Origin of the sequence: Solimicrobium silvestre (assembly GCF_002976435.1) — a bacterium.
GTDB classification, from domain to species: domain Bacteria; phylum Pseudomonadota; class Gammaproteobacteria; order Burkholderiales; family Burkholderiaceae_D; genus Solimicrobium; species Solimicrobium silvestre.
In genome coordinates this window covers 71,012-97,206 of record NZ_PUGF01000019.1, presented here as the reverse complement: position 1 = coordinate 97,206, position 26,195 = coordinate 71,012, and the positions used below count along the sequence as shown (strand labels likewise).

At 46.4% G+C, this 26,195-nt stretch carries 25 protein-coding genes; 15 read left to right on the top strand and 10 right to left on the bottom strand.

Annotated elements, in window-relative coordinates:
* The first annotated feature begins 546 nt into the window (after window positions 1–546).
* A complete protein-coding gene (locus S2091_RS17860; protein ID WP_105533316.1) occupies window positions 547–1,248 on the top strand; it encodes a tetratricopeptide repeat protein in 702 nt (233 codons plus the stop codon).
* A 139-nt stretch (window positions 1,249–1,387) separates the two neighbouring features.
* Window positions 1,388–2,347 (top strand): hypothetical protein, encoded by a 960-nt coding sequence (locus S2091_RS17855; protein WP_105533315.1) that lies wholly within the window; start codon window positions 1,388–1,390, stop codon window positions 2,345–2,347.
* A gap of 446 nt (window positions 2,348–2,793) precedes the next feature.
* On the opposite strand, the gene S2091_RS17850 is transcribed toward S2091_RS17855, so the two are convergent.
* On the bottom strand, window positions 2,794–3,045 hold the full coding sequence (locus tag S2091_RS17850; protein WP_105533314.1) for a transcriptional regulator: 252 nt from the start codon (window positions 3,043–3,045) through the stop codon (window positions 2,794–2,796).
* Between the two features lie 244 nt (window positions 3,046–3,289).
* Here S2091_RS17850 and S2091_RS17845 point away from each other — a divergent pair, with 244 nt between their 5' ends.
* On the top strand, window positions 3,290–3,622 hold the full coding sequence (locus S2091_RS17845) for a PXPV repeat protein (RefSeq protein WP_105533313.1): 333 nt from the start codon (window positions 3,290–3,292) through the stop codon (window positions 3,620–3,622).
* 98 nt (window positions 3,623–3,720) lie between these two features.
* Here S2091_RS17845 and pcp read toward each other — a convergent pair whose 3' ends face one another.
* From pcp to S2091_RS17830, 3 genes are read right to left on the bottom strand one after another with little or no spacing between them, the layout of a single operon-like run.
* Window positions 3,721–4,371 carry a pyroglutamyl-peptidase I gene (gene pcp, locus S2091_RS17840; protein WP_243405476.1) on the bottom strand — a complete coding sequence of 217 codons (651 nt, stop codon included), beginning with the start codon at window positions 4,369–4,371 and terminating at the stop codon, window positions 3,721–3,723.
* Window positions 4,372–4,376: 5 nt separating this feature from the next.
* Window positions 4,377–5,327, bottom strand: a complete 951-nt coding sequence (locus S2091_RS17835) for a DUF979 domain-containing protein (RefSeq protein ID WP_105533312.1) — start codon at window positions 5,325–5,327, stop codon at window positions 4,377–4,379.
* Window positions 5,324–6,019 (bottom strand): DUF969 domain-containing protein, encoded by a 696-nt coding sequence (locus S2091_RS17830; RefSeq protein ID WP_105533311.1) that lies wholly within the window; start codon window positions 6,017–6,019, stop codon window positions 5,324–5,326. The genes S2091_RS17835 and S2091_RS17830 overlap by 4 nt, the downstream gene beginning before the upstream one ends.
* A gap of 126 nt (window positions 6,020–6,145) precedes the next feature.
* On the opposite strand from S2091_RS17830, the gene S2091_RS17825 reads away from it, so the two are divergent.
* From S2091_RS17825 to gap, 4 genes are all read left to right on the top strand, one after another.
* Window positions 6,146–9,811 carry a hydantoinase B/oxoprolinase family protein gene (locus tag S2091_RS17825; protein WP_207769743.1) on the top strand — a complete coding sequence of 1,222 codons (3,666 nt, stop codon included), beginning with the start codon at window positions 6,146–6,148 and terminating at the stop codon, window positions 9,809–9,811.
* 2 nt (window positions 9,812–9,813) lie between these two features.
* On the top strand, window positions 9,814–10,371 hold the full coding sequence (locus tag S2091_RS17820) for a winged helix DNA-binding protein (protein WP_105533309.1): 558 nt from the start codon (window positions 9,814–9,816) through the stop codon (window positions 10,369–10,371).
* A gap of 378 nt (window positions 10,372–10,749) precedes the next feature.
* Window positions 10,750–12,756 carry a transketolase gene (gene tkt, locus S2091_RS17815; protein ID WP_105533308.1) on the top strand — a complete coding sequence of 669 codons (2,007 nt, stop codon included), beginning with the start codon at window positions 10,750–10,752 and terminating at the stop codon, window positions 12,754–12,756.
* 36 nt (window positions 12,757–12,792) lie between these two features.
* The gene (gene gap / locus S2091_RS17810) at window positions 12,793–13,806 is read left to right on the top strand and encodes a type I glyceraldehyde-3-phosphate dehydrogenase (protein ID WP_105533307.1); all 1,014 of its coding nucleotides are present in this window, start codon (window positions 12,793–12,795) and stop codon (window positions 13,804–13,806) included.
* Window positions 13,807–13,876: 70 nt separating this feature from the next.
* Here the strand turns inward: gap and S2091_RS17805 are convergent, their stop codons facing one another.
* Window positions 13,877–14,203 (bottom strand): helix-turn-helix domain-containing protein, encoded by a 327-nt coding sequence (locus S2091_RS17805; protein ID WP_243405475.1) that lies wholly within the window; start codon window positions 14,201–14,203, stop codon window positions 13,877–13,879.
* Window positions 14,204–14,568: 365 nt separating this feature from the next.
* On the opposite strand from S2091_RS17805, the gene S2091_RS17800 reads away from it, so the two are divergent.
* The 4 genes from S2091_RS17800 to lepB all read left to right on the top strand — a co-directional run bounded on the left by S2091_RS17800 (window position 14,569) and on the right by lepB (window position 18,568).
* Entirely contained in the window at window positions 14,569–14,901 is a 333-nt protein-coding gene (locus S2091_RS17800; RefSeq protein WP_105533306.1) for a hypothetical protein, read from the top strand.
* Between the two features lie 102 nt (window positions 14,902–15,003).
* On the top strand, window positions 15,004–16,359 hold the full coding sequence (locus S2091_RS17795; RefSeq protein ID WP_105533305.1) for a TolC family protein: 1,356 nt from the start codon (window positions 15,004–15,006) through the stop codon (window positions 16,357–16,359).
* 10 nt (window positions 16,360–16,369) lie between these two features.
* Window positions 16,370–17,785 carry a multicopper oxidase family protein gene (locus tag S2091_RS17790; RefSeq protein ID WP_105533304.1) on the top strand — a complete coding sequence of 472 codons (1,416 nt, stop codon included), beginning with the start codon at window positions 16,370–16,372 and terminating at the stop codon, window positions 17,783–17,785.
* 111 nt (window positions 17,786–17,896) lie between these two features.
* A complete protein-coding gene (gene lepB / locus S2091_RS17785; RefSeq protein WP_105533303.1) occupies window positions 17,897–18,568 on the top strand; it encodes a signal peptidase I in 672 nt (223 codons plus the stop codon).
* Between the two features lie 58 nt (window positions 18,569–18,626).
* Here lepB and S2091_RS17780 read toward each other — a convergent pair whose 3' ends face one another.
* Window positions 18,627–20,603 (bottom strand): S9 family peptidase, encoded by a 1,977-nt coding sequence (locus tag S2091_RS17780; RefSeq protein ID WP_165795025.1) that lies wholly within the window; start codon window positions 20,601–20,603, stop codon window positions 18,627–18,629.
* A 340-nt stretch (window positions 20,604–20,943) separates the two neighbouring features.
* Here S2091_RS17780 and S2091_RS17775 point away from each other — a divergent pair, with 340 nt between their 5' ends.
* Genes S2091_RS17775 through S2091_RS17765 form a run of 3 tightly spaced genes read left to right on the top strand, consistent with a single transcriptional unit; the run spans window position 20,944 to window position 22,416 of the window.
* Complete coding sequence (locus S2091_RS17775; RefSeq protein WP_105533301.1) at window positions 20,944–21,288, top strand: ArsR/SmtB family transcription factor; 345 nt, start codon at window positions 20,944–20,946, stop codon at window positions 21,286–21,288.
* The gene (locus S2091_RS17770) at window positions 21,278–21,778 is read left to right on the top strand and encodes an SRPBCC family protein (RefSeq protein WP_105533300.1); all 501 of its coding nucleotides are present in this window, start codon (window positions 21,278–21,280) and stop codon (window positions 21,776–21,778) included. The genes S2091_RS17775 and S2091_RS17770 overlap by 11 nt, the downstream gene beginning before the upstream one ends.
* A gap of 20 nt (window positions 21,779–21,798) precedes the next feature.
* Entirely contained in the window at window positions 21,799–22,416 is a 618-nt protein-coding gene (locus S2091_RS17765; RefSeq protein ID WP_105533299.1) for a YdeI/OmpD-associated family protein, read from the top strand.
* 173 nt (window positions 22,417–22,589) lie between these two features.
* Here S2091_RS17765 and S2091_RS17760 read toward each other — a convergent pair whose 3' ends face one another.
* The 3 genes from S2091_RS17760 to S2091_RS17750 form a co-directional block, all read right to left on the bottom strand.
* Window positions 22,590–23,507 carry a hypothetical protein gene (locus S2091_RS17760; RefSeq protein WP_105533298.1) on the bottom strand — a complete coding sequence of 306 codons (918 nt, stop codon included), beginning with the start codon at window positions 23,505–23,507 and terminating at the stop codon, window positions 22,590–22,592.
* A 155-nt stretch (window positions 23,508–23,662) separates the two neighbouring features.
* Complete coding sequence (locus S2091_RS17755; protein WP_133166940.1) at window positions 23,663–24,136, bottom strand: hypothetical protein; 474 nt, start codon at window positions 24,134–24,136, stop codon at window positions 23,663–23,665.
* An 87-nt stretch (window positions 24,137–24,223) separates the two neighbouring features.
* The gene (locus S2091_RS17750; RefSeq protein ID WP_133166939.1) at window positions 24,224–25,333 is read right to left on the bottom strand and encodes a hypothetical protein; all 1,110 of its coding nucleotides are present in this window, start codon (window positions 25,331–25,333) and stop codon (window positions 24,224–24,226) included.
* A 249-nt stretch (window positions 25,334–25,582) separates the two neighbouring features.
* On the opposite strand from S2091_RS17750, the gene S2091_RS17745 reads away from it, so the two are divergent.
* Entirely contained in the window at window positions 25,583–25,768 is a 186-nt protein-coding gene (locus S2091_RS17745) for a hypothetical protein (protein ID WP_133166938.1), read from the top strand.
* Between the two features lie 138 nt (window positions 25,769–25,906).
* On the opposite strand, the gene S2091_RS24090 is transcribed toward S2091_RS17745, so the two are convergent.
* Window positions 25,907–26,080 carry a hypothetical protein gene (locus tag S2091_RS24090; protein WP_165795024.1) on the bottom strand — a complete coding sequence of 58 codons (174 nt, stop codon included), beginning with the start codon at window positions 26,078–26,080 and terminating at the stop codon, window positions 25,907–25,909.
* Window positions 26,081–26,195 lie beyond the last annotated feature (115 nt).

The window sequence follows — 26,195 nt, the reverse complement described above, 5'->3', positions numbered from 1 at the left end:
TCCAAACCAATCATTTTTACGGTAGTATCCATTTCGGACTCCTTCTCTTGATTGTCGCTTGCCAGCCCACCTGGCTCGCTAGGCACATTATGATGCCGTTTTCAGGAGGGTGGAGTCCATTTCATTAAGGTGTACAAGGTAGGGCGCAATGGGTTTTATCTATTGCGCCGCATGTTTGGTGTTCACAGAACGGTGCAATGCGCTACGCTTATTGACACCCTACGATTGCAAGTCATTTCAGATTACAGGTTACGAGTTATTTAGGGCATAGCCAATGGATTAAATACTCTATAGAATCTTTGACTGATGTAAATAAGCAACTAATTAATGACGGTTGGGCTAGTGCTGCACCAGCTCAACGATTTGTGATTGGCAAAAAACGGCACATAGGGGCCATTGTGCTGTTCCATCAATATGCAGGTATTAAATGACTCGGGGCGTGATGCGGTCTATCAACTATTTTTTGATTAGCCAGATTATTTTTGAATATCACGCAAAAAATTTTGATTGCCAATTTGGGACTTACAAAACTTTGAATGCCAATTCATGAAAAAATTTCTCACCTACATATTTTGGGTATGTTTAGTCATTAATTCAAATACGGCTTCCGCCGATTGGTTTGTATCATCGGAAACCAAAGCACTAATATTGAAGGCTGATCTGGGTGATATTAATGCGCAGATCAAAGTTGCAGTTGCATATGACTTGGGAAAAGGGGCACCCAAAGACATTGACAATGCAAAGAAATATTACAAAATGGCTGCAGAACAAGGGAATGCTGAAGCTCAAAACAGTTTAGGTAGTGTACTGCAATCAGAAAAGCATTTTGCCGATGCCATGCCATGGTACGAAAAGGCCTCAGCGCAGGGGCACGCCCAAGCAACCAACAATCTCGCATATCTTTACGATCTTGGTTTGGGAGTAAGTCAAGACCGTCACAAAGGATTTGAACTGTACTCAAGGGCAGCGGAACTAGGTTGGGCCGAATCAATGTGGAACATTGCAAACATGTATATGGCAGGACAACTCGGCGAACCAGATATGGTAATGGGTTGCGTCTGGACGATCCGCGCCAACAGATTTGCATCTGCCGATGCACCAAAACTTAAAAATTACCTTGCTCATGTCGTTGATCAGTTTCAGCATCGACTATCTGAAATTCAATTTAATACGTGCAAAACGCAAGGTGAAGATTGGGAACCATCTTTGGCTAAAGCAGAGCAAAATAGACAACCTCGGGCTCCATAATTTGAGCAAGTAAGCGTCACAATTCGCACATGGCGGACATAGCCGACTCAGTCAATTTTTGAATAATCAGCTAGGAATTCTGAAAAACGATCATTCAAAATAAGTTAAACAGATTCTAAAAATCTCGGGAGCCGTAATCGTGAAATTTTCAAACTCTTATATTGCCGTGGCGTTTTTTTTCATTTCACTAGTTGGTTGCGCAAAACCTGGGAGTTCTGAATATTTTAAATATACTGTTCAAGGTACTTATAACAACAAGCCGATTTCATACAGTCAATATTATAAATGCTCACAATTTGTACAGCCGACCGAAGGCCCTGATGCACCATTACATTTAAGGTGGGAAAGCGAAGGACTTGACAGGGCAGCAATCCAGCTTGATATGAGCCATACCCTAATTCTTCGAGGCGACCAGTCTTTTTGTCTGGACCGAGCGGCTCGTGAACTGAATCAGCCAATAGCGATGTTGGAAGCCAGCGATAATCTCATCAAGCTATACATTGTTCGAGGGAATGCAAAAAATTCTTTGTTGTCTATTGATCGCGTGAAAATTGAACCAACCAATGAATCAACTGATCATTTGGGACCGACAGAAAGCCAGGTTGCGTTGGCCAATGCAATCTTGGCCAAATACAAAAATCGATTTGAAAATGTTCAGGCAACCTATATTCCGTATTATGTTTGGGCAACAACGGGAAACAGTCAGAACTACTTTAAAAGTCTAACGGAAGTAGTAGTAGCCAAGGTTGATGAAGCTCCTCCAGTGAGTGGCAGATCAGATATGTTTGTCCGGTTTCCTTTTTATCGCGACAGGGCGTATAGGTTAATTGACGGCAAAGTAAGCGATTTAATACATAAGGAGTTGGTTTATGCTGACCATTTTTTTGAACTGGTCAATACACCACAAGATGACGGAACTGTTTTTTACTCCTCTAAAGAAATGGATAGATCAGTTGATGCGATAGTAAATTACAAAGGCACTATTGTGAGCGTGAAAACAATGCAAGAGGCGTATGATCCAGAAACTAAGAATATCATTTCCTTTATGCACCAATCTGCTCCAGATTTAGCGGGAGTTTTGAATGTGTTCGCGCGATGATTTGATTGTCTTTTGTCGCTTCACGGCAGAGACTGTGTAAAAACTCAAAATTAATTTACACTCGAAAAAATCGGCCTCTTAAAACACGCTCTATTCAATTTTTTCGACGCAGGGAATGATCTCCCTACCCATGATTTTTCAGAAAAAGTTGGAAATTTTTTGTTTTTACACAGTCTCGGCACAGACCGAGCAAAGTCGGACGTTTACTAATGGTCCGTTATAGAATCTATTGCAGTCATAGAGGATCTATTTACGACTTTAATGTAAATTAATCGAATTTGAATTTGATACAGAAATATTGAATTTGCGACTTTAATGGCAAGGAATATATATTGCCTGAAACCCCGACCACACCTGAACACTCTTTGAGTAAGTGAAGGTACTCTCGATGAAGAATATGACGAAGTGTTAGTGACTTCGTCTTTGCAACGTCAGAAGATGCATTTTCAGGTAAATGCGCCTTCGTCCAAATCTTTCTGAAACTGACTCACCCACGCCGTACCGTCGCCTATCAGGTATTCCTTACTCAACCCGTTTGATTTTCGCGTCACATTAAGAAACCCCTGAAGTGCATAAATTTCATCCGTTTTTGGGTCGGTCGTGTCAATTTCGGAAAATGAGAAGTCCGTAAAAGTTATTTGATGATTTTTCAAAATTGCTTGAAATTTGCGCATTTCGTCCGGTTCTATGAGTTCCATTTTCTGCTCCCGATTGTCAATTACGTTCTGGATAGATAGTGTCTTCACAACATCGAGCTGCCCGGCAGTTAGTAATTTGCTGGCAGCGCTTTTAAGTGTACGCCGATACGCTTGCGTAAGTTCGTCGCGCCACTAACCCAAGCTAACATAGACACATGCCGTTACACACGTTACGGTCAGCGGGTCGTCTTGAATTAAGCTGTTGCGTTATTGAGTTAATAGCTAATAAATAAAGGATGGACTCATGAAGAAATTACTCACCTTAGCAGCGGGATTAGTAGCTGGCACAACATTGATGATGTCTGCGGCTTATGCCGGACCGGTGCATGTTGATCTGAATATTGGTATTCCATTGCCGGTTTTTGTTCAGCCGGCACCAGTCTACTATCAGCCTGAACCTGTGTATGTACAACCTCGTGCAGTCTATTACGGTTATCGAGACTATGGATGGTATCAGCGGCAACGGCGCGAACACGAATGGCATGATCGCCGCGAGTGGCAGGAGCACCACGGGTACGACCGGGATTATCGTGACGAGCGACGCGTAGAGCATCATGAGGATCGTGGATACCACTGACATGATCGCGAGTCTGAGGAAAAGCTAAATTTAGCCAACTGGAACAGTGCGGTTCCAGTTGTTATTTAGACTCAGGAGGTTTTGTGTAAATCCTGTTTTTAATGGATTTGCCCGCCAGTAACGGCAATATCTTGCTGTTGCGAGCAGCTAGTTTGTATCGCCAATCGTAAGCCGTGCAGCATATCGGCCAAGGCCATGCTGGCTTCACCAGGATGTAAGGCAGCTTGCTCAGGCAAGCTGGGAACGTGAATGAAGCCAGCGCGTGCCGGGTTTTGCTTGGTTGCCAGATAATGCATCAATCCATAAAAAACATGGTTGCAGACAAAGGTGCCTGCGCTTTGGGATACCGCTGAGGGAATGCCGTTGGCGGATAAATTTTGTACGATTGCCTTGATCGGTAAGGTGGAAAAATAGGCCGCTGGGCCCGCAGCTGCGACTGGAATATCAATCGGCTGCGAACCGGCATTGTCGGGTATGCGCGCATCGTCAATATTGATGGCGATACGCTCTGGTGTAATCTCGCAACGGCCGCCAGCCTGACCGAGAGCAATGACGACATCAGGCCGATATTGTTCAATGGCGTGAATCATGGCTTGTTGCGCTGTCCCGAATACGCAAGGTAGTTGTACGCTGTGTACGATGAACTGTTCGGTGCGCCAACCATCTAGAGCACGTGCTACTTCCCAAGACGGATTAATGTCGGACTGGGCAAATGGCTCGAAGCCGGTGAGTAGGATTGTTTTCATCATAGTGCTTACATTAAAAAATACAGCAATAAAATATTCACGGCTAGCAGCGGCAAGGCGGTGGGTAATTGCGCTTTGATTACCGCATTTTTATCCGGTAAATTTAATAGCGCAACCGGCACAATATTAAAGTTGGCCGCCATCGGTGTCATCAAGGTGCCGCAATAACCGCTAAACATGCCGATTGCCGCCATGACTGCCGGGTTGGCGTGATAAATGCCTACCAAAATTGGAATCCCGACACCGCCCGCCATTACCGGAAATGCGGCAAAACCATTGCCCATGATGACGGTAAATAAGGCCATTCCCAGACAATACACCGCAACCGCAACTAGTTTGTAATCCATATTGATATACGCCGTAGCTAAATGTGCGACCGCCTTGCCGACTCCCGCATCAATAAACAATAAACCCAGCACCGCTAAAATATGCGGCAAGACCACGACGCTACCCATGGAGTCAATTAAACGGCGCGATTCGCGCAGGCCTTGTAGCGGCGAGCTGCGGGTAATCCAACAGGCGCAAGCCAATGCAAAGACACAACCAAAACCCAGGCTAACCAAGGTAATGTTTTTTTGATCGAGTAAAAATACGTCTGCAATTTTGACGTGGTTAAGTAGTACCGAACCGATGATGGTTGTGAGAGGAATAATTAAGGCAGGTATAAATAAGCGGTTACCCAGTTTGCTGGCGCTGGCTTGTTTTCCCGCGCCGGATAATTCGCTATATTTGCCCATTGCAACGCCACCAAAACCGGCAATGAGTGCCATTACCACCACCAAGATACCTACCGCAATGGGTGGCATGCGCTCACCGATCAAATATACCGTGGCATAGAGCGCCCAAAATACGCCCGTTGTAAAACGGCGTGGATTGGCCTTGTCCTGCACCGATATAACGGCGATGGCGGCCAACATACAGCCGAGCAGAATATAGAAATAATCGAGAGTGAACATCATGCTCCGCGTCCCAGTTCACGGGCAATTTGCTTATCCAGACGATGCAAATTCCAGGAATGAATCACGAAGGCGGAAACGGCGGTTGGTATACCCCACAAAGCCATATGGATTGCATTCACCTCAATTCCTTCATTGCGCAAAATGGTTTGCATCAAAATAATGGCACCAAAGGCGACGAATACATCTTCACCGAAAAACAGGCCGACGTTATCGGTAGCTGCTGACATGGCACGGATTTTATGGCGTAATTTTTCAGGCACGACGCCATACTGATTTTGTGTAGCAGCTTCCGCCATTGGTGCAATTAACGGCCTGACCATTTGCGGATGACCGCCCAAGCTGGTTAAGCCCATGGCGGCGGAAATTTCACGGATGAATAAATATACGATTAGCAAACGCCCTGCCGTAGCAGAGCGGATCTTGGCGATGGAGCTTTGCGCATGCTCTTTTAGACCGAATCGTTCCGATAAGCCGATGGCCGCTAATGGGAGAAAAAAGATCAGTGGCAAATTACGGGTTTTGATAAATCCGCTACCCAGCAAAGCCAGAATTTTATCTAAGGGTAGGTGTGCGGCTAGCCCAGTCGCAATGGCAGAAATAATAACGACCAGTACCGGATTGGTGCGTAATACAAAGCCTGCAATAACTACAGCTACGCCGATGAGCGGCCACAGATTAACCGTTTCCATGATGTCTCCAGAATGAATATATGTTTATAATTTATTGATAAATTATCGCTAAATTGTAAATATCTTGCTAGTATTTATTTAATTTCAGTGCATGACTTTATCAGCGACGCAACACGGAGATGCAAAATGATGGATAAAAGTAACGATCAAACGAGCAGTGATAAATGGCAATTTTGGGTAGATCGTGGCGGCACTTTCACTGACATCGTGGCAAAAAAGCCAGACGGCTCATTAGCTACCCATAAGTTGTTGTCGGAAGATCCTGCCCATTATCGCGACGCTGCTCTGGCTGGCATTCGTGCACTGCTTGGTATAGAACGAGATCAGGCGATTCCGGCTGGCGTGATTGATGTCGTCAAAATGGGGACCACAGTTGCCACCAATGCCTTGCTGGAACGCAAAGGTGAACGCTGCGCTTTAGTGGTGACGCGTGGTTTTGCCGATGCGTTGAAAATTGCCTATCAAAATCGTCCGCGTCTGTTTGATCGGCATATCGTTTTGCCTGATCAGTTGGCCGAAATCGTGATTGAAGCCGATGAACGGATTAATGCGCAAGGCGAGGTGCTGAAACCGTTGCAAACTGAGGCCTTGCGCGCCGAATTACAAACGGTTTTTGCCAGCGGCATCCGCTGTGTGGCGATTGTTTTGATGCATGGCTACCGTTACACCCAACATGAAAAGCAGATTCAACTAATCGCACGTGAAATCGGTTTTAGCCAGATTTCTGTATCGCATATTGTGTCACCGATGATCAAATTAGTCGGGCGTGGCGACACCACCGTAGCAGACGCGTATCTGTCGCCGATTTTGCGTCGGTATGTGGATCAGGTCGCTAGTGAGTTGGGTGACACGCGTTTGATGTTTATGCAGTCGAACGGCGGCTTGACCGACGCGCATTTATTTCAAGGTAAAGACAGTATTTTGTCCGGTCCGGCTGGCGGCATTGTTGGCGCGGTACGCACTTCAGAGCTGGCCGGTTTTACTAAAATCATCGGCTTTGATATGGGCGGCACTTCTACCGACGTGTCGCATTACAACGGTGAACTGGAGCGGGTATTTGAAAGCACTGTGGCTGGCGTGCGTCTGCGTGTGCCGATGATGAATATTCATACGGTGGCCGCAGGCGGTGGCTCGATATTGGAGTTTGACGGCACGCGGTTTCGGGTTGGTCCTGCATCGGCAGGCGCAAATCCGGGGCCGGCCAGTTATCGTAAAGGCGGGCCGCTGACCGTTACCGATTGCAATGTAATGCTGGGCAAAATTCAGCCGGAATTTTTTCCGAAAGTGTTTGGGGCCGAAGGTAATCAACGTTTAGGCAGCGATGTAGTAAGGCAAAAATTTAATGCCTTGGCAAGTGAGATTGCCGCCGCCGGTTTAGGGCAGCGTACTGCCGAACAAGTGGCCGAAGGATTTTTGCAGGTTGCGATTGAAAACATGGCAAATGCAATCAAAAAAGTGTCGGTGCAGCGTGGCTACGATGTTAGCAATTACGCGCTGTGCTGTTTCGGTGGCGCAGGCGGCCAACATGCTTGTCAGGTGGCCGATGCGTTGGGTATGAGCCGGGTAGTGTTGCATCCGTTTGCTGGTGTGTTATCGGCATTTGGCATGGGTTTGGCGAATCAGCGCGCATTGCGAGAAAGCTCGGTAGAGCGGCCTTTGAATGTGGACAATCTGAGTCTGGTCGAAGCCAGCTTGACGGCATTAGCCACCACAGCCGAACAGGAATTGCTGACACAAGGCATTGCGCAATCGGCAATTAGCACGTTGCGTCGGGTTCACTTGCGTTATAAAGGCACCGATTCCGCTATGGTGGTGAACTTGGCTGGGATAGATGTTATGCGCGATCAATTTGAAGCGCAGCATCAGGCACGCTATGGTTTTATCATGGTCGGGCGGGAGTTAATTGTGGAAGCGGTATCGGTGGAAGCGATGGCCGAGGCGGATGATGTGCTGGCCGATAACGCCTTTCAGGCGCGCGCTGGTCAGCAGGCTGCCGTGCCGGAAGCAATGGTCAACATGGTGTCACAACAGGAAGAGTTTGCAACGCCCGTGTATTTGCGCGCTAACTTAAGCACTATTGATCATATTCAAGGTCCGGCCATTATTTCTGATGCGGTATCCACTACGGTGGTGGAGCCGGGCTGGGCGGCGCATATCACGCAGCGTAACGATTTGATTTTGGAAAGGGTCACTGCGCGTCCGAGCCGTAAAGCGGCTGGCACCGAGGTTGATCCGGTGTTGCTGGAAGTGTTTAACAACCTGTTCATGTCGATTGCCGAGCAAATGGGCGCGACGCTGGAAAACACGTCGCATTCTGTGAATATCAAGGAGCGACTTGATTTTTCCTGCGCGATTTTTGATGTGAACGGTAACCTGATCGCCAATGCTCCACATATTCCCGTGCATCTGGGTTCGATGAGTGATTCTATTAAATCGATCATCGCCAACAACCTTGGAACAATGCAGCCGGGCGATGTGTATTGTTTGAACGCGCCGTATAGCGGCGGTACGCATTTGCCCGACATTACCGTGATTACGCCGGTATTTGATGAGCACAAAAAACAGGTTTTGTTTTATCTCGGCTCACGCGGGCATCATGCCGATATCGGCGGTATTACGCCCGGTTCCATGCCACCGAATAGCACTCATGTCGATCAGGAAGGTATTTTGATCGATAACTTCTTGCTGGTTGAAGCCGGTCATTTCCGTGAAGCAGAAACCCGCGCTTTGCTGGCTTCCGGCTCATGGCCAGCGCGTAATCCCGATCAAAATATCGCCGATTTACGTGCCCAGATTGCCGCCAATGAAAAAGGTGAACAAGAGCTTAAACAGATGTTGCAGCAATACGGTAAAGACGTCGTTGCTGCCTATATGCAGCATGTGCAAAACAATGCCGAAGAAGCTGTGCGGCGCGTGCTGGTGGGCTTGAAGGATGGCGACTTTAGCTATGCGATGGATAACGGTGCGGTGATTAAAGTCAGTATTCGGATCAACCGCGAACAGCGTAGCGCCGTGATTGATTTCACCGGCACTTCAGACCAATTGCCGAACAATTTTAATGCACCGGCTTCCATCAGTCGCTCGGCTGTGTTGTATGTGTTCCGTACTTTAGTCGATGCTGAAATTCCGCTCAATGAAGGTTGCTTAAAACCGTTGAATATTATTATTCCCGAAGGCAGCATGTTGAATCCACGTTATCCGGCAGCGGTGGTGTCCGGCAATGTCGAAACCTCGCAATACGTGACTGATGCACTCTATGGCGCATTGCAGGTTATGGGCGCGGCGCAAGGCACCATGAATAATTTTACTTTCGGTAATGAGCAATATCAATATTATGAAACGATTGCCGGTGGCTCTGGTGCCGGCCCTGGTTTTAACGGCGCATCTGCCGTACAAACTCACATGACCAATTCACGCTTGACCGATCCTGAAGTATTGGAGCTACGCTTTCCGGTGATGGTCGATGAATTCAGCATCCGCAAAGGCAGTGGCGGGGTTGGACAAACCACAGGCGGCGACGGCGTTATACGTAAAATTCGCTTCAAAGAAGCCATGACTGCGGCGATTTTGTCTGGGCATCGGATTGTTGCGCCGTATGGTGCTGCCGGTGGGCAGGCTGCGCAATTGGGGCTGAATTATGTGCTGCGTGCATCTGGCGAGCGACAATTATTAACGTCTACCGAAGAAACACAAATGCACGTGGATGATGTGTTTGTTGTGGAGACTCCGGGTGGTGGCGGGTTTGGAAATGCTAATAAACGCAATAACGTAAAATGCGGCACCGAAACGGAGTAGCTATGACAAAAAAATCTTTAAATACGAGCGCAATTTCCGCACCTGATAACCCGCAAACACGTCCTGTGATAGTTTCTTCGGCTCATTTGGCGGCCGGGAAAAGTGCCGAGCTGAGCGAGTTTGAATTTGGATTGATTATTTCCGGTAACGCGTTTAATCGCTGGATTACGCGTTGTATGGCAGCCGCTGGCGTGAGTGATATGACGACCATTGAAGTGCTGGTGCTGCACCATGTTAACCATCGCGCGCGTTCCAAAAAACTGGCGGACATAGCATTTCTACTCAACATAGAAGACACCCATGTGGTGAATTACGCGTTGAAGAAACTGCAAAATCTGGACTTAATCGCCACTGAAAAACGCGGTAAGGAAGTGCTGTATTCGACCAATGAAAAAGGTCAGGCGGTATGCGCAAAATATTTTGAAGTCCGGGAGCAAGTGCTGGTGGCAAGCTTGGCGGGTGGTGCGCAAGAATCGTTTGAGTTGCAGGAGTTGGCACGTTTCTTACGTGGTTTATCTGGCTTATATGACCAGGCTTCTCGTGCTGCGACGTCGTTTTAAACGGTAGTTTTGAGGGGGATTTTCAGTAATATGTTTTTAAATACAGGTGTATGTAAATAGATAAAACATATCTAATTTCCTTTGTTTATATTGGTCTAAAAATATACTACCTAAAAATCTATTTTTAATCGATCTAAAAGCTATTGGATACGTTGAAAATAATGAAAAAACAGGTGAGTATGTAAAAATCATACGAAAATCTGTTTTTTTAACAAACTTTCTCCCCATTTTTCTATAAAACGCAGGGTTTTTAACGATTTTATTTATCCTGATCAAGTGCTACCAAGCCAGTCAGGCCTGCTGCTCTGGTAGAATACTGGGTTTTGCGGCATACGCTGCAATGCGTCCGCAGTGCACTTTTTCCATTTCAATAAAACCATGACTACTATGCTCCCTCCATTATCTGTCACGACCAAAATGGCTAACGCGATTCGCGCTTTGGCTATGGATGCTGTTCAACAAGCTAATTCCGGACATCCCGGTATGCCGATGGGCATGGCAGAAATCGCCGTTGCTTTGTGGTCGCAGCATTACAGTCACAACCCGGCAAATCCGCATTGGATTAACCGCGACCGTTTTGTGATTTCAAATGGTCATGGTTCGATGTTGCATTACGCTTTGCTGCACCTGACTGGTTATGATTTGCCGATGTCGGAATTGAAAAATTTCCGTCAATTGCACTCCAAAACGCCAGGACATCCTGAGGTCCACATTACTCCCGGCATTGAAACTACCACCGGCCCATTAGGGCAGGGGATTAGCAATGCGGTTGGTATGGCATTGTCTGAAAAATTATTGGCAGCCGAATTCAACCAGGCTGGCATGCCGGTAGTAGATCATTACACCTATGTCTTGTTGGGCGACGGTTGTTTAATGGAAGGCATTTCGCACGAAGTGTGTTCGCTGGCCGGTACGTTGGGCTTGAATAAATTGATCGCACTGTACGACGACAACGGTATTTCAATCGACGGCCATGTAGAAGGCTGGTTCGCAGATGACACACCAAAACGCTTTGAAGCTTACGGCTGGAACGTGATTCCTGCGGTAAACGGCCACGACGCAGCGGCTGTTGCAGCAGCTATTACGGCAGCTAAAGCATCCGACAAACCGACCATGATCTGCTGCAAAACCATCATCGGCCAAGGTTCGCCAAACATGGCTGGCACGCACAATGTGCACGGAGCTGCATTAGGCGACAAAGAAATCGCCGCTGTGCGCGTTGCTATCGACTGGCCGTATGCTCCGTTTGAAATCCCTGCTGACGTATATAGCGCCTGGGACGCAAAAACTGCTGGTGCCAAGCGTGAACAAGACTGGAATACATTATTTGCTGGCTACTCAGCAGCACATCCGCAGCAAGCCGCTGAATTGGTGCGCCGCATGAACGGTGAATTACCAGGCAACTTCAATGCAGTAGCTGATGCGTATATCAAGCAATGCACTGAAAAACAAGAAACCATCGCCACCCGCAAAGCCAGCCAAAATGCGATTCAAGCATTAGCTCCGGCTATGCCTGAATTCCTGGGCGGTTCAGCCGATTTAACCGGTTCGAACCTGACCAACTGGAAAGAATGCGTAGCTGTGCGCCACAATCAAGCCGGTAACCATATTAACTACGGTGTGCGTGAATTCGGTATGAGCGCGATCATGAATGGTATTGCTTTGCATGGCGGCTATTTACCGTTCGGAGCTACTTTCCTGACGTTCTCCGATTACAGTCGCAACGCGATCCGCATGGCAGCGTTGATGCAAATTCGTACTCTATTTGTATTCACGCATGACTCAATCGGCTTGGGCGAAGACGGCCCAACGCACCAATCAGTGGAACATGTTTCCAGCTTGCGTTTAATCCCTAATCTGGATAACTGGCGTCCATGTGACACCGTAGAATCTGCTGTTGCGTGGAAGCAGGCTGTAGCACGTAAAAATGGCCCGTCGACACTGATTTTCTCTCGTCAAAACTTGCCGTTCCAGGCACGTACTGATGAACAGATCGCTAATATTGCGCGTGGTGCTTATGTGTTGCAAGACCCGGCTAATGCGCAGGTAATATTAATTGCGACCGGTTCAGAAATTGAATTGGCTGTGAAATCAGCAGCAGAATTAGCGACTAAAGGTATTGTTGCACGAGTAGTTTCTATGCCATCAACTGACGTATTTGATCGTCAAGATGCAGCATACAAAGCTAGCGTGTTACCAAAAGGTTTGCCACGCGTAGCGATTGAAGCTGGCGTTACCGATTTTTGGTATAAATATGTAGGTTTAGAAGGCGCGGTTGTGGGCATCGACACTTTTGGTGAGTCTGCTCCGGCTGGCGTGTTGTTCAAGCATTTTGGCTTTACTGTCGAAAATGTTGTAGCAAAAGTTAATTCAGTATTGTCCTAATAATTTTAATTTCGTTTTTTTCTTTGGAGTGTAAGTATGACTATTCGCGTTGCAATTAACGGCTATGGCCGTATCGGCCGTAACATCCTGCGTGCCCATTATGAAGGCGGTAAAAAGCACGATATTCAAATCGTGGCGATTAACGATTTAGGTGCACCAGCATCGAATGCACATCTGACTCAATACGATACAGCGCATGGTAAATTCCCAGGCACAGTAACTGTTGACGGCGATTACATGATTGTCAACGGCGACAAAATCCGTGTTTTTGCTGAACGTAATCCAGCCAATTTGCCTTGGGGTGAAGTTGGTGTTGATGTCGTTTTGGAATGTACTGGTTTCTTCACGACTAAAGAAAAAGCATCTGCCCACTTAGTTGGCGGCGCTAAGAAAGTCATCATCTCCGCGCCAGGCGGAAAAGACGTTGATGCGACTGTAGTTTTCGGCGTAAACCACGAAGTATTAAAGTCCACCGACACCGTTATTTCTAACGCGTCATGCACCACTAACTGTTTAGCGCCATTAGCTAAATCATTGAATGATGCAGTGGGAATTGAATCCGGTTTGATGACCACGATTCACTCCTACACTAATGATCAAGTACTGACCGACGTAATGCACGAAGACCTGCGTCGCGCCCGTTCAGCTACTCAATCAATGATTCCAGCTAAAACCGGTGCAGCTGCTGCAGTTGGTTTGGTATTGCCGGAATTGAACGGTAAATTGGACGGCTACGCGATCCGCGTTCCAACCATTAACGTTTCTATAGTTGATTTGACATTCATCTCCAAGCGTCCAACGACGGTTGAAGAAATCAATCAAATCATGAAAACTGCGTCTGAAAGCGCAGCGTTAAAAGGTATTTTGGATTACAACACGGCACCGTTGGTGTCAGTTGATTTCAACCACAATCCAGCATCATCCACGTTTGACGAAACACTGACTAAAGTGTCCGGCAACCTGGTGAAAGTATCTTCATGGTATGACAACGAATGGGGTTTCTCTAACCGCATGTTGGATACCACTGTTGCATTGATGAACGCTAAGTAATTTGGTGGTTTGTTAGAAAAAATCCCCTTCGGCTGAATTGAGCGGAGGGGATTTTTTATGTGTGAGTGTTTTATTTAATAATTTTTAAAGCATTTTTAAACTCACGCAACGCTGCTAAAGAATATAGATGCGAAGTTCCAACGACAGACGAAGCAGTAATTTTTTCTTGCTTGCAATAGCGACGAAAAGTCGCTATTGACATGTCTAAATATGCGGCGGCTTCCGTTGCGGTAAATTCTGTTTCCTGCAAATGACCAAATAATTCCTCATGGCTGAGATTGTCATTTTCTGCGAATGCCTTTCTCGAAATAAGTGCGAAAAATCTTTCGCGTTCACTGGAAGGCATATGCTGCAAACTGGTAAATAAGGTTTCGGCGGTTAAGGTCATTTGTACCATTCATTTGCTCTTAAGTAAGTTTTTAAGTCGTCGTAAAAATTTTCGTGTGTTCCAATTTTATAAAAATCTATGAACAGAAAATCTGGAATGTTCTGTGAGGCTGCGCTTTCTTCCAACGAGACGTGATAAAAGGTTTTTTGTAATTGGGTGAAAAATTAATCATAAATTTTCCTTGATCAATTATGATATAGATCGCTATCATTTTCAAGCACTACATTTGCTTGCTTATTATTGGCAGATAATTATCTAGACAAAGAAATACTGAAAAAATTAGCTGCTAAAGTGCTACTCATATTTTTAAAATATTCTCAGTTATAATCTCCACTATGAAAAAGCTGGCCAGACTCTTCCTGCTGTGCATGATAATGATCGCGAATCCTTTACAAGGCATGGCGGCAACGGCCATGACGTGTTGCACGAATCAGCATCAACATCAGCACGCAATGGCAGAGCAGCATGAGCGCCATCAGCATGACGGGTGCCAAAAATCACTTGATGTAAGTCGCTCTTTAGGGCATCTGAGTAAAAGCCAATGCAGTACCTGCAGCTCTTGCGTTTCCTGTCATTTTGCCGCGCTGCCTATCATGGCTGTTCCATCCGCCACTATTTTTAATCCCTCCTCAGATAAAATCGATTCGATTTTATCTTTTCAACCCAGCCATATCAGCGCTGCACCTGAACGTCCCCCTAAAGCCTAATTTATCTCGGTAGTCGTTATGCATCGTTTGCTCGCTTCGCGGTAAACGCCTTGCCTATGTTGTTGCATTCATGCGAGTGCAATGCATTTAATGAGAGATTTTATGAAGAAATTATTTTCAGCGCGACTGGTACTTGCCAGTAGCGCTATGCTGCTGAGCGCTTGCTCTACCTTTAGTACCGATAGCGGTTTTTCTGATATTGCGCACTTGGCCCAAGGTGAATTACGTAAACAAGTAACGTGGCAACGCACTGACAACGAAAGTCAGATGGCGCAGGAAAAAGTGAGTCAATTATTGGCCGAGTCGTTGAGCGTTGACGATGTAGTGCAAATCGCTTTGCTCAATAACAAAGAGTTGCAGGCAAACTTTTATCAGCTAGGAATTGCTGAGGCAGATTTTGTACAGGCTGGACGCATGCAAAATCCGGGGTTGACGGTGGGGCGCTTAGCACAAGGAGGCGCGATTGAAGTTGACCGCGGCCTTACTTTTAATCTGATGCATTTGTTGACGCAACCTTACACCCGGCAAATGGAACAGCATCGGTTTGAGCAAACCAAGCAGGAGGTTGCATTGCAAATGCTGCGCTTAGCTAATGAGACGCGTAAAAGTTATTACATGGCGGTAGCGGCAAATCAAACTGTTGAGTACGCGCAGCAAGTACAAAAATTGGCTGATGCCGGATCAGAGTTAGGGCACCGTATGCAACAGGTCGGTAATTTTAATCAGCTGCAACAAGCCCGCGAACAAGGTTTTTATACTGATGCGCAATTAACGCTGGCGCGCGCAGAGCAAGCGCAAATCCGTGCCAAAGAAAAGCTCACTCGTTTGCTGGGGTTAGCAAATTCTGCTGCGACTTTTATACTGCCGCACAAATTGGCCGAGTTACCTGCATCTATGGATGAATCTGCCAGTCTGGAACAAGTCGCCATGTCACAACGCATAGACATTCAAATAGCTCGTCTGGAAACTAAGCAATTGGCTGACAACCTCGGCTTAAATAAAGCCACGCGCTTCATTAATGTGCTGAACGTGGGCGCAGAGCGTAATACTTTTACCGCTGAGCCAGTACAGCGTGGTTATGTAGTAAGCCTGGAGTTACCGATCTTTGATAGTGGTGACGCCAAAGTAGCCAAAGCTGAAGCGCAATATATGCAAGCTCTTAATCGTACCGCAGCGATTGCTATTACTGCCCGGTCTGAAGTGCGTGAGGCGTATCAGGTATATCGCGCAAGCTTTGAGATCGCTAAACGCTATCGTGATGAAATCGTACCGCGGAACAAACGTATTTCGGAACAAAATCAGTTGCGCTACAACGGCATGTTAATCGACGTTTTTGAACTGCTAGCTGATGCGCGTGCGCAGATTTCCAGTGTTAATAGCGCCATTGAAGCTACCCGCGATTTTTGGCTGGCAGCAGCGGATTTGGACATGAGCTTAAACGGCAAACCTAATCAATAAAAGGCGTGATATGAATTCCAGAAGAAATTTTTTAAGTGGTTTTGGTCGATTTGGAACCATCGCCGCGGCGCTAAGTGCTGCATCGGTAAGCAAAGTAGCTATGGCGACTTTGCCTGAACTTATTACTCAAACCAAACCGGACACGATGCCGCCGCTAGTGCCCAATAACGGTCGTCCGTATAACCCGGTGGTGACGCTAAATGGCTGGACGCTGCCATGGCGAATGAATCAAGGTGTTAAAGAATTCCATTTAGTAACGGAACCTGTGTTGCGTGAAATGGCACCCGGGTTAACGGCGCATTTATGGGGTTATAACGGCCAGTCGCCCGGCCCTACGATAGAAGTTGTTGAAGGGGATCGGGTACGTATTTTTGTGACTAACAAATTACCTGAACATACCAGCGTGCATTGGCATGGACAGCGTTTGCCGAACGGTATGGATGGCGTATCCGGTTTGACTCAAGCGCCTATTCAACCCGGTAAAACGATGGTCTATGAATTTATTGCGCGTCGCCCCGGCACGTTTATGTATCACCCGCATGCCGATGAAATGTCGCAAATGGCGATGGGGTTAATGGGTTCTTGGGTCACTCACCCTAAAGGCCGCCATCCGCAGATTGAAGAAGTCGATCGCGATTTTATATTTTTATTAAACGCCTACGATATTGAACCCGGAGCCTATACGCCGAAAGTATCTACCATGCTGGATTTTAATTTGTGGAGCTGGAACAGCCGGGTGTTTCCGGGTATTGATCCTTTGGTCGTGCGCAAAAATGACAAAGTGCGGATACGGGTCGGCAATTTAACCATGACCAATCACCCGATTCATATACATGGTCACGAATTTCAGGTGACGGGTACCGATGGTGGGCCCGTGCCACGTTCAGCGCGCTGGCCGGAAGTGACCACCGACGTAGCAGTTGGCCAAATGCGACAGATTGAATTTATTGCAGATGTCGAGGGTGACTGGGCTTTTCATTGCCACAAAGCGCATCACACCATGAATGCGATGGGCCACAATACGGCAAATATGATCGGCGTTGAACAGGCCGATATCGCCAAAAAAATTAGCGACTTAATTCCTGACTATATGAGCATGGGGGAGAGCGGCATGGCAGGAATGAGCAGCATGGCTATGCCTTTACCAGAAAATACGCTGCCCATGATGAGCGGTGTTGGCCCTTTTGGCAGCGTAGATATGGGCGGAATGTTTAGTGTTTTAAAAGTGCGTAAAAACCAAAAAACAGGCGATTATAAAGACCCCGGCTGGTACCAACATCCAACTGGCAGCGTGGCGCAAGAGTGGCAGGGCAGTCAGCCGGATGCAATTCGTTCTAAGCAGGCTGGTGGTGAGTTGATGCCATTGGCGCAGCCGCAAGCCGTTGAAGTGCAAATCCGAAAACCGACCGGTCATAGTCAGCATTAACAAGGAACCATACTTAAATAATATGTCTGTAATGGAACTAAATGTTGTGGAGTGGAATCTTAGTAGCGTTTTATTCCTATTCCGTTCTTATCTCTCTCCTTTGGAGTTTTCATGCTGAATTTTAAAAAACTGGTTTTGAATAATAAGGGTTTTATTGCCTTTATGTTAGGCATGTTGTTGTTCCGTAGTGCAGTGGCTGATTGGTATGTGGTTCCGACCAGTTCGATGTATCCGACGTTGTTGATTGGGGATCGGGTTGTGGCAGATCGTCTGGCTTATGACGTTAAATTACCATTTTCTGACGTCATCCTGAAGCACAATGCGGATCCGGTGCGTGGCGATATCGTTACCTTTTCTTCTCCTGCCGATGGCGTGCGTTTAGTTAAGCGCTTGGTCGCCGTGCCGGGTGATGTGGTGGAAATGCGTGATGATAAATTAATTATTAATGGTCAGCCATTGAGTTATCAAGCAGTGGCAACGAAGGTTGAACTGACACCGGAATATGTGGGGCAGCAATTGGTTTTTAACGAGAATTTATTGGGTAAAAATCATCAAATAATTCAAATGCCAGAACGTCAGGCAATTCGTTCTTTCGGCCCTGTGGTGGTACCGGAAGGGCAGTATTTAATGTTGGGTGACAACCGGGATAACAGCGCTGATTCGCGCTACATCGGTTTTGTGAAACGTGAATTAATTACCGGGCAAGTCAAGCGAGTGCTTTTTTCTTTAGATAGTGGAGATTATTATTTGCCGCGTATGAATCGGATCGCATCAGGGGTTTAAGTTGTGGGCAGGCTGGGCAATGTTTTAATTTGCTCAGCCTGCTATTCTTTCAGTCAAATCACTTCAAATACTGAGCGAACCATGCCAAGGTGCGCTTTTCCCTATCAACCAACGTTGCGGGTTCTCTGAAGGCATGTCCTTCACCAGGGTAGATGATGGTGGATGATGGAATCCCCAACGCTTTTAGTGCATGACCAAATTCTTGGGTTTGTGGTGCAGGGCACTCAAGATCAGCTGCACCGACCAAACTCAGCGTTGGTGTGCGCACTTGGCGGATAAAGTTGATCGGCGACGATTTTGCATACACTTCCGGGTCGTCATAGACCGAGGCGCCGAAGTAGGGAATCAGCCATTCGTCGATACCGTTTTCACCGTAATAAGACTGCCAGTTACTGATGCCAGCACCTGCTACTGCAGCCTTGAAGCGATTAGTCTGGGTTACTGCCCACATCGTCATAAATCCACCATAACTATGTCCCATGATGCCAAGGCGCTGCGGGTCAATCGGCGCAGCGGCAATGGCAGCATCTACACCAGCCATTACGTCGCGCAGGTCGCCGTAGCCAAAGTCACGCACATTGCTGGCAGCGAATTGTTCGCCTTGCCCAAAGCTGCCGCGTGGGTTGGGCAAGAATAAGGCATAACCTTTATCAAGTAATGAACGGGTTAAGCCTGTCTCAATAAATCCAGGACGAACTGCCGCTGCCGGGCCGCCATGAACTATCGTGATCATGGGAAGTTTTTTGCCGCTGGCTAAATTGTCGGGCAATATTAACCAACCCTGTACCGTAAAATTATCGCTTTTCCAGCTTAAACTTTGTACCGAATAAGAGCTGATGTTCCGTTCATTGGCATGTGTAATATTGTGCCATTTGCCGATCTCACCAACTGCAATTTCAGGTGCTTGAGTAAATGATTCATGAACCTGTGCGGTTATGCCGGAAGTGCATGTATCGGTGTGTTTGGTTTGTTCTCCATGCAGCGATTCTTGCCCGTGCCACAACACTGTTCCGCCGTTGGTGGTAATTCCATTGCCGAAGTCAACCAATTGGGTTTGATCGCCCGCTAATACGTTGGCTAGTAAATTGCCATTGCAACTCCATGCAATCGAGGTAGCTGAAGAGGGAAGTTTGGGTGTGACATTCAGCGCTGTGCCGCCCGCAACCGGGATCGTATAAATATCGCCGCCGGTCGAACCAAAGTCACTCATGATGCCAGCAATGAAGGCCACGCTTTTACCGTCACGGGAAACTACCGGGTTAGCAAGTTGCTGCTGATGATTGGCTGGCGAATACAGGAGCTGTGCTTGCTCTGCGCGGAAAGTATACAGCTGGGCAATCCACCAGTTTTTGTCACCGTCGCCTTGTGCTGCTGTTCCTACAAAACCACTGCCATCCGGTATCCAATCGTATTCATAAACAAACATCGTGGCGGGAGACGCCCATTGCAATTCGTTTTTATTCAGCACTGCAATCCGCTGTTCTGGTGGTGCTGCATCCATATCACCGGTGATCGGCGCACCGGCTTCAACCGCCCCCAATTCTTTAGTGGCATTTTCTGTGGCTAACATCGCCAGCTGACCTGTTGGGCTGTAAAGTAAATCGCTGATGGTGCCATTGAAGGCTAACAGTTTCTTTAAATTGCTGCCGTCTGCGTTCACTTGGTAAAGTGAACGGGCATGGCTGCCCGGTGTACGTAAGGCAAAGCTGATTTTGCCGGAGTCAGGTGTCCATGCTGGTGATTCTGGCCAACATTGCTTTACTCGTCCACAGGGAAGTTTGACGGTGCTAATATTTTTGCCATCAGCGCTACGAATGATTAAATCACGTATCGTCGGAGCTCCGCCGGAGAGTGAAGAATCTCCTTCGATTGAGGCAATAAGCTGCTGGTTAGGGGACATATGCACACTCAGGTAATGATGAAGTGGCAATGAGGTTGATGCTGAGCTTGGCGTTAATACAGCGGCATTTACGCTGCCAATAGCAGCCCCAAGAACTATCGCTAATTTCAGGCTTGGTAAGTGGATTATTTTCATACTTTGCACATTAGAAAAATGGTTGATAGGCATTTGTTGGCATCTGATTGAAACGAATTGACATGCTGCAGTGCGGCACTAACCGAAATAGCCATGCACTTCCGTTACGATCATTCTTTTAGGCAATAGTTCATTACTATTTCTGAAAAAACAATGCTAGCCTGCCTATTTGCACTGTGCAACAAAAACAATTTCAAATTAAATTTAGCGTAGGACTTTCAATCAGTCGCTGTTTGTAACTAGGTGTTAAATTGATATTGGATGTCGGAGCCAGTACCCGTAAGGACAGCCATCTCAAATAGTTTGCCAAGTAGAAAACCATCATGATATAGTTCTCCATATGGAAAACTATTCTGCATCACTCAACAACGTATTTCACGCATTGGCTGACCCTACCAGGAGATCAGTGATTGCGCGGCTCGGCAACGGCTCAGCATCAATTAAGGAGCTTGCAGAGCCATTCGATTTGGGGTTGCCTTCGTTCTTGAAGCATATCAAGGTTCTTGAAAGTAGCGGCCTCATTACATCGGAGAAAGTAGGGCGGGTGCGAACCTGCAAACTAAAACGCGGAAACTTGATCGCTGCCGAAAAGTGGTTCGACGAGCAACGCGCGGGCTGGGAAAATCGATACGAAAATCTTGATAACTTATTAATTACCTTGAAAGGCGAAAAAGATGAAAGCTGACGTTCAATTCGACTTCCTTGTTAACAAGGAGAAAAGCACCATCACGATCAAAAGAGAGTTTGCTGCCAAACGACAACTGGTTTGGGACTGCTACACGAAAAGTGAACTTCTCGATCAATGGTTTGCGCCGAAACCCTTAACCACGAAAACCAAGTTTATGGATTTCAGTGAAGGTGGGCATTGGCACTACGCGATGGTTGAACCCAGTGGGCAAGAATACTGGGGCCGCATGGATTATCAAACCATTCAACCTATCACTAATTACACTTCGCTTGACGGTTTTTGCGATAACACCGGCGCACTGAACCCTGCGTTTCCCAGGTCCAAATGGAATGTCACCTTCTCAGATATTACGACGCACACTCTTGTAGAGACGGTCGTTTCTTATTCGTCGCCTGAAGCACTTCAACAAGTCATTAAGATGGGACTGAAGGAGGGGCTGACCTCGACGTTGGAACGTCTGGACGAGCTTCTTTTAATCCTTAACTAAGAATTGAAAGGCCCCATCCGATGCCTACGCCAAAATATAATCCCAAGGTTGATGCCTATACCGAAACGGTCGAAGACTTTGCTAAACCCATTCTCGTTCACCTGCGCGCGCTCATCCATGCAACGTGCCCCGAGGTGATCGAGGAGGTCAAATGGGGAAATCCGCATTTCGACTACAAAGGCGACATGATGTGTATTTTCGCCGCTTACAAGAAGCACTGCTCTTTCACGTTCTATAAGGACTCACTGATGGGCGATGCGCGTCTCAAGGCCAATGCTGGTATCTCCGCCGCGAAACGTTTTATGGGCAAGCTGACTAACGTTGCTGATTTACCGCCAGACCGAGAGCTTAAATCTTGGATTAAGGAATCTATGGCGCTCAATGAGCAAGGCGTGAAACTCCCGGCACGAGAATCTAAGACTCCCAAAGATGTCGAAATACCTGCGGCATTCGCCGAAAAACTCCAGGCCAATCCGAAGATCATAAAGATTTTCGAGAGCAAATCGGCATCTTTTCAAAAGGAGTACAACGTCTGGATTGGCGAAGCGAAGACTGAGGCAACCCGCGACAAGCGCATTGAGGAGGCAATGGCTTGGATCGTGGAGGGCAAGGGACGTTTTTGGAAATATGCTAAGTAGTCATTTTTTGTCGATATGGAGAAAATGGTTGGGGGTTACTTCGAGGCAGGGCTGGTCAATCTCAAATTAACGACGGAACACCAGTGAGCGATCAATAGTGTGGTTATGCAATTATGTAACCACACTAGGCTGAAATTTTTTATCAATCTGTTGCATCGACCGGTTGAATCCGCCTACTTTTCAAGCCGTCCCCACGATTTTTTCGTACCAATTGCATATCCCGTGCCTGTTGCAAGACAGACTGCGGAAGTGATAATCAGTAAAGAATCTACTCCCACGCAGTTACAAACGCCGGCAAATAAACTTGGACGAACGATCATGAGTGGAATAAATCCAATGCCCCGACAGATAAGACCAATTGCGATCAATGTAAGTCCAGTTCGTAGAAACGGTAAACGACGGATAAGTCCGATGGCTGAAAACGCGTAACTTGCGCATAGAAACAAAAATGCCGCGATCACCAGGCATGCAACGACAGGATAGAGTAGGCCGAGTCTAGCCATTTGAGCGAGACCGTCAGGTGCCCCAATAAATGAGTACCAAGTTGGCCCGCCGAAAATAGCAGCTACGTGAAGTAGACCGCCCAATATAGCAACTAGCCCTGACAAAAACAGATAATTGTTTTTTTCTTTTTGAACGGCAAATCGCTCTGGCGCTACGAGCAATCCCTGCACCCCAAGGGCAAATGCCATTCCTATGGCGAGCCATATTAGCGAAGCAATAATGTTAAATGTTCCTCGCGGAATAAATAAATTGGGGTTAAAAATCACAAACGGCACCAGAATTAAACCGCGAAGAATGCAAACGCATGCAATAGAAAATAGCCCTGTTCGTAGCAACGGCACTTTGGGTAGAAAGCCTGCACCAGAAAATGCGTAAATACTGCATAACCACATTAAACCTGTGATTATCAAGCCGCCAACTGGAGCAATCCACGTACCGTTCCTAACTGATTCAATCGCCCAAGTCGGCGCTCCCAAAAATGCAAACCACTCCGATCCGCCAATGAGCGAGGCAATATGCAATAGGCCACCTAGAAAAGCGCTTATCCCAGCCAGTACTAGCCAAACGTTTTTATTATTAAGATCCATATTGGGCAAGCTGTGTTCGAGGCGTGAGGTGCATTTGGATTCCACTAATCAAACATTTAATACTGCTAATTGCATTCATTTGTGACTGTCCTGTTCATGGCCTGAGTCATTCAATCCGTGTTTTTCAATGCCATTGCTTCTTTCAGAGTATGGATTTATTTGCAGATGGGATGCCGTCCTTTAACGCACTCATTGACTACGATATCAAGTATCTTTGGCCCATCGCCAGTGTCAATGACAGCAATCCGAAACGGCAGCATTTTTTCTTCCGCGCTCGTAATGTATGTGTAGTGCCAGAGACCGGAACGTCCATCTGGAAGTGTGGCATTCGTTATTTGGTCATAATTGTTAAGCTTGATGTAGGGCGCAAAAAAAGGAAAAACTTTTGTTTCAAGCTCATGGACAATATTGGCTTCGCCGGCTGCTTTGAGAGTAGATGGATCCATTTCTGCCAATATTGATGCGGTGTCCTTTTCCTTCGCTTGCTGGGCGATTTTCTCAATAAATAATTTTTGTTTTTTCCCATTGCTAACTTTTTTCAACTCATTTTCAAATGAGCTCTGTGCAGAGGAAATGATAGGGAATAGCAGTAAAGATAGCATCAAGGTAAACAAATTAATTTTCCTCATGAAATCCCTTAGGTTCTAATAAATTTTAAAAATTTTGTACACTTTTAATCGTGCTGCAAGTGTGATTGCCAAGTGCACGCTGAATTATTAATGAACTAAGTAGGCGAGTTTGTTGAATGCATCACGGTTATCTGAAAAATGATCAGTCGGGGCGCCAACAGTTAGTATCGAGATTTTATTGCCGTTTTCTATTACCGTAATTAGCCAGGTTAGATCCTTCCCACTTGCTTTACCTACTCCTTGAACAGTGAATCGCCAAGCTGATAAATCATTCATTTTGAGCATTTCAATTTCTGACTGTTTTCCATCTACTACGGAATTCATTTGAGCATTTCGTTGGATTTCAGCATATTTTTGTATATCTGCTACATCGGCACGTTTTTTACTTGAAATTAATAAGGTTGCGCCATTGCCCTGATTTGTAGCGTGAAAAGTAAAATGTTTTGCTTTTAGAGCATCTGATAATCTTGCTGTAGCCCATCCGTCAGGGAGATCAATGCTACTTTCAACATTTGAATCATTTGCCGCTGATTGTTGAATGGTGGGAGTGATGGTTGCAATTGGTACAGCAGGCTGAAAAGTTGCAGTTGGTGCCGTTGATTGAGCGGGTATTGAAGCTGGAGTGTCTTTAAGAGATGCGTATTTTGAGCAGGAGCGGAAAATTTTATCGTCCTTCATTCTATTCGTCATATCCATGGCGAGTGATTCACCACGCTCAGACTTAGAATACATGAGTGAACTGATCATTTCACCATTTGTACCAGAAAATTTCATATTTGCTCGCCATACTGTTTTATTTGTTTTGACGTCCAACAATCTGACGTCATAATTTTGGGTCACCACGACTTTACCAGTTGGGTCCAGTATATAGCCTACCCTTTTTATCGATAATAAGGTATCTGGATGAAAGGCTTGCATTTGAGCGTCTGGTTTGACTGAATCGAGTTCTAAGCCAGAAACAAAGAGGAATTGACTGTCTGCGCCACATACCTTTGCAATCGATGTCATTTTTTGTTGGAACCCATTCGCAAAGTCTTTCCCCCACTCACTCCCTATGTCGGTAATTACAAAAATTCGCTTAGGTTCATCGGTATAACTTGCTGCTTTGTTCGTTTCGATTTGAGCTGGAATTACACAAGCAGACAAGGCCCCGCAAATTAATACAGAGCAAAATGTTCTAAAGATTGAGACATTCATTTAATAACCTTTTTAGCGGAAAAACATCAAGGGGATAATCACAAAAAGTAGCTTAAGATCAATGTTGAATTGCGATTTTCTTCATAGATGAAATAATTTATTCGGAACTTCGACCGAAGGCTCTGCGCAGTTAGCGCGCCTTCACCAAGCCATTCTGAATGGTTGCTATCCTTCCCATTCCAGCCTTCGCGAGGTTATAGACAATAATTTAAAAATTTATAATTAGCAACTTTTTCTTCTATGACTGTAATGGAATTTACAACAGGCAGTCTGCGATTTATCCTGAGTTGGCTGTCTTGCCCCACAATAGATGGTCGCATTCCACTGCAACTGGCAGCTGGCTTTTTAATTGTCATGTTTGGCTACAATTATTCGCGGTTATTCTTTGTCGGTTTAGCGGTTTGTATTGACGGCTCTATCCTCTTGCGGCGTTGAATTCCATCCACGTGTTTGAGTGTTTCAGTGGCGATATCGAGGAAAGCACGCGTTCGCATTGGCATATGTTTACGGCCGGTATAAACCAAGCTCACCGGAATTGGGTCAGGCGCGAACTGCTTGAGGACGCGAACCAGCTTACCTGTTTTTATTTCGTCGGCTACTTGGTAAGACAGGGGGGCGCGCTAACCCTGCGCCCGAAACGGCGGCATCAATCATTGTCTCGGCTTGGTTGACGACGAAGCGGCTATGAACAAGTACTGTCGTTTCTTTGGGGTACCAAGCCTGTGCTTCGCCTCGAATTGACATCATGATTTGACGCGTTGCCAGGTTTCGTCGGCGTGTAAAGTGAAGATAAGCGTGCTCCGGTATTAAATCAGTGGGGAAAGAACAGTTGATTTATGCTGCAGCAAAGCTGTAAATAAAG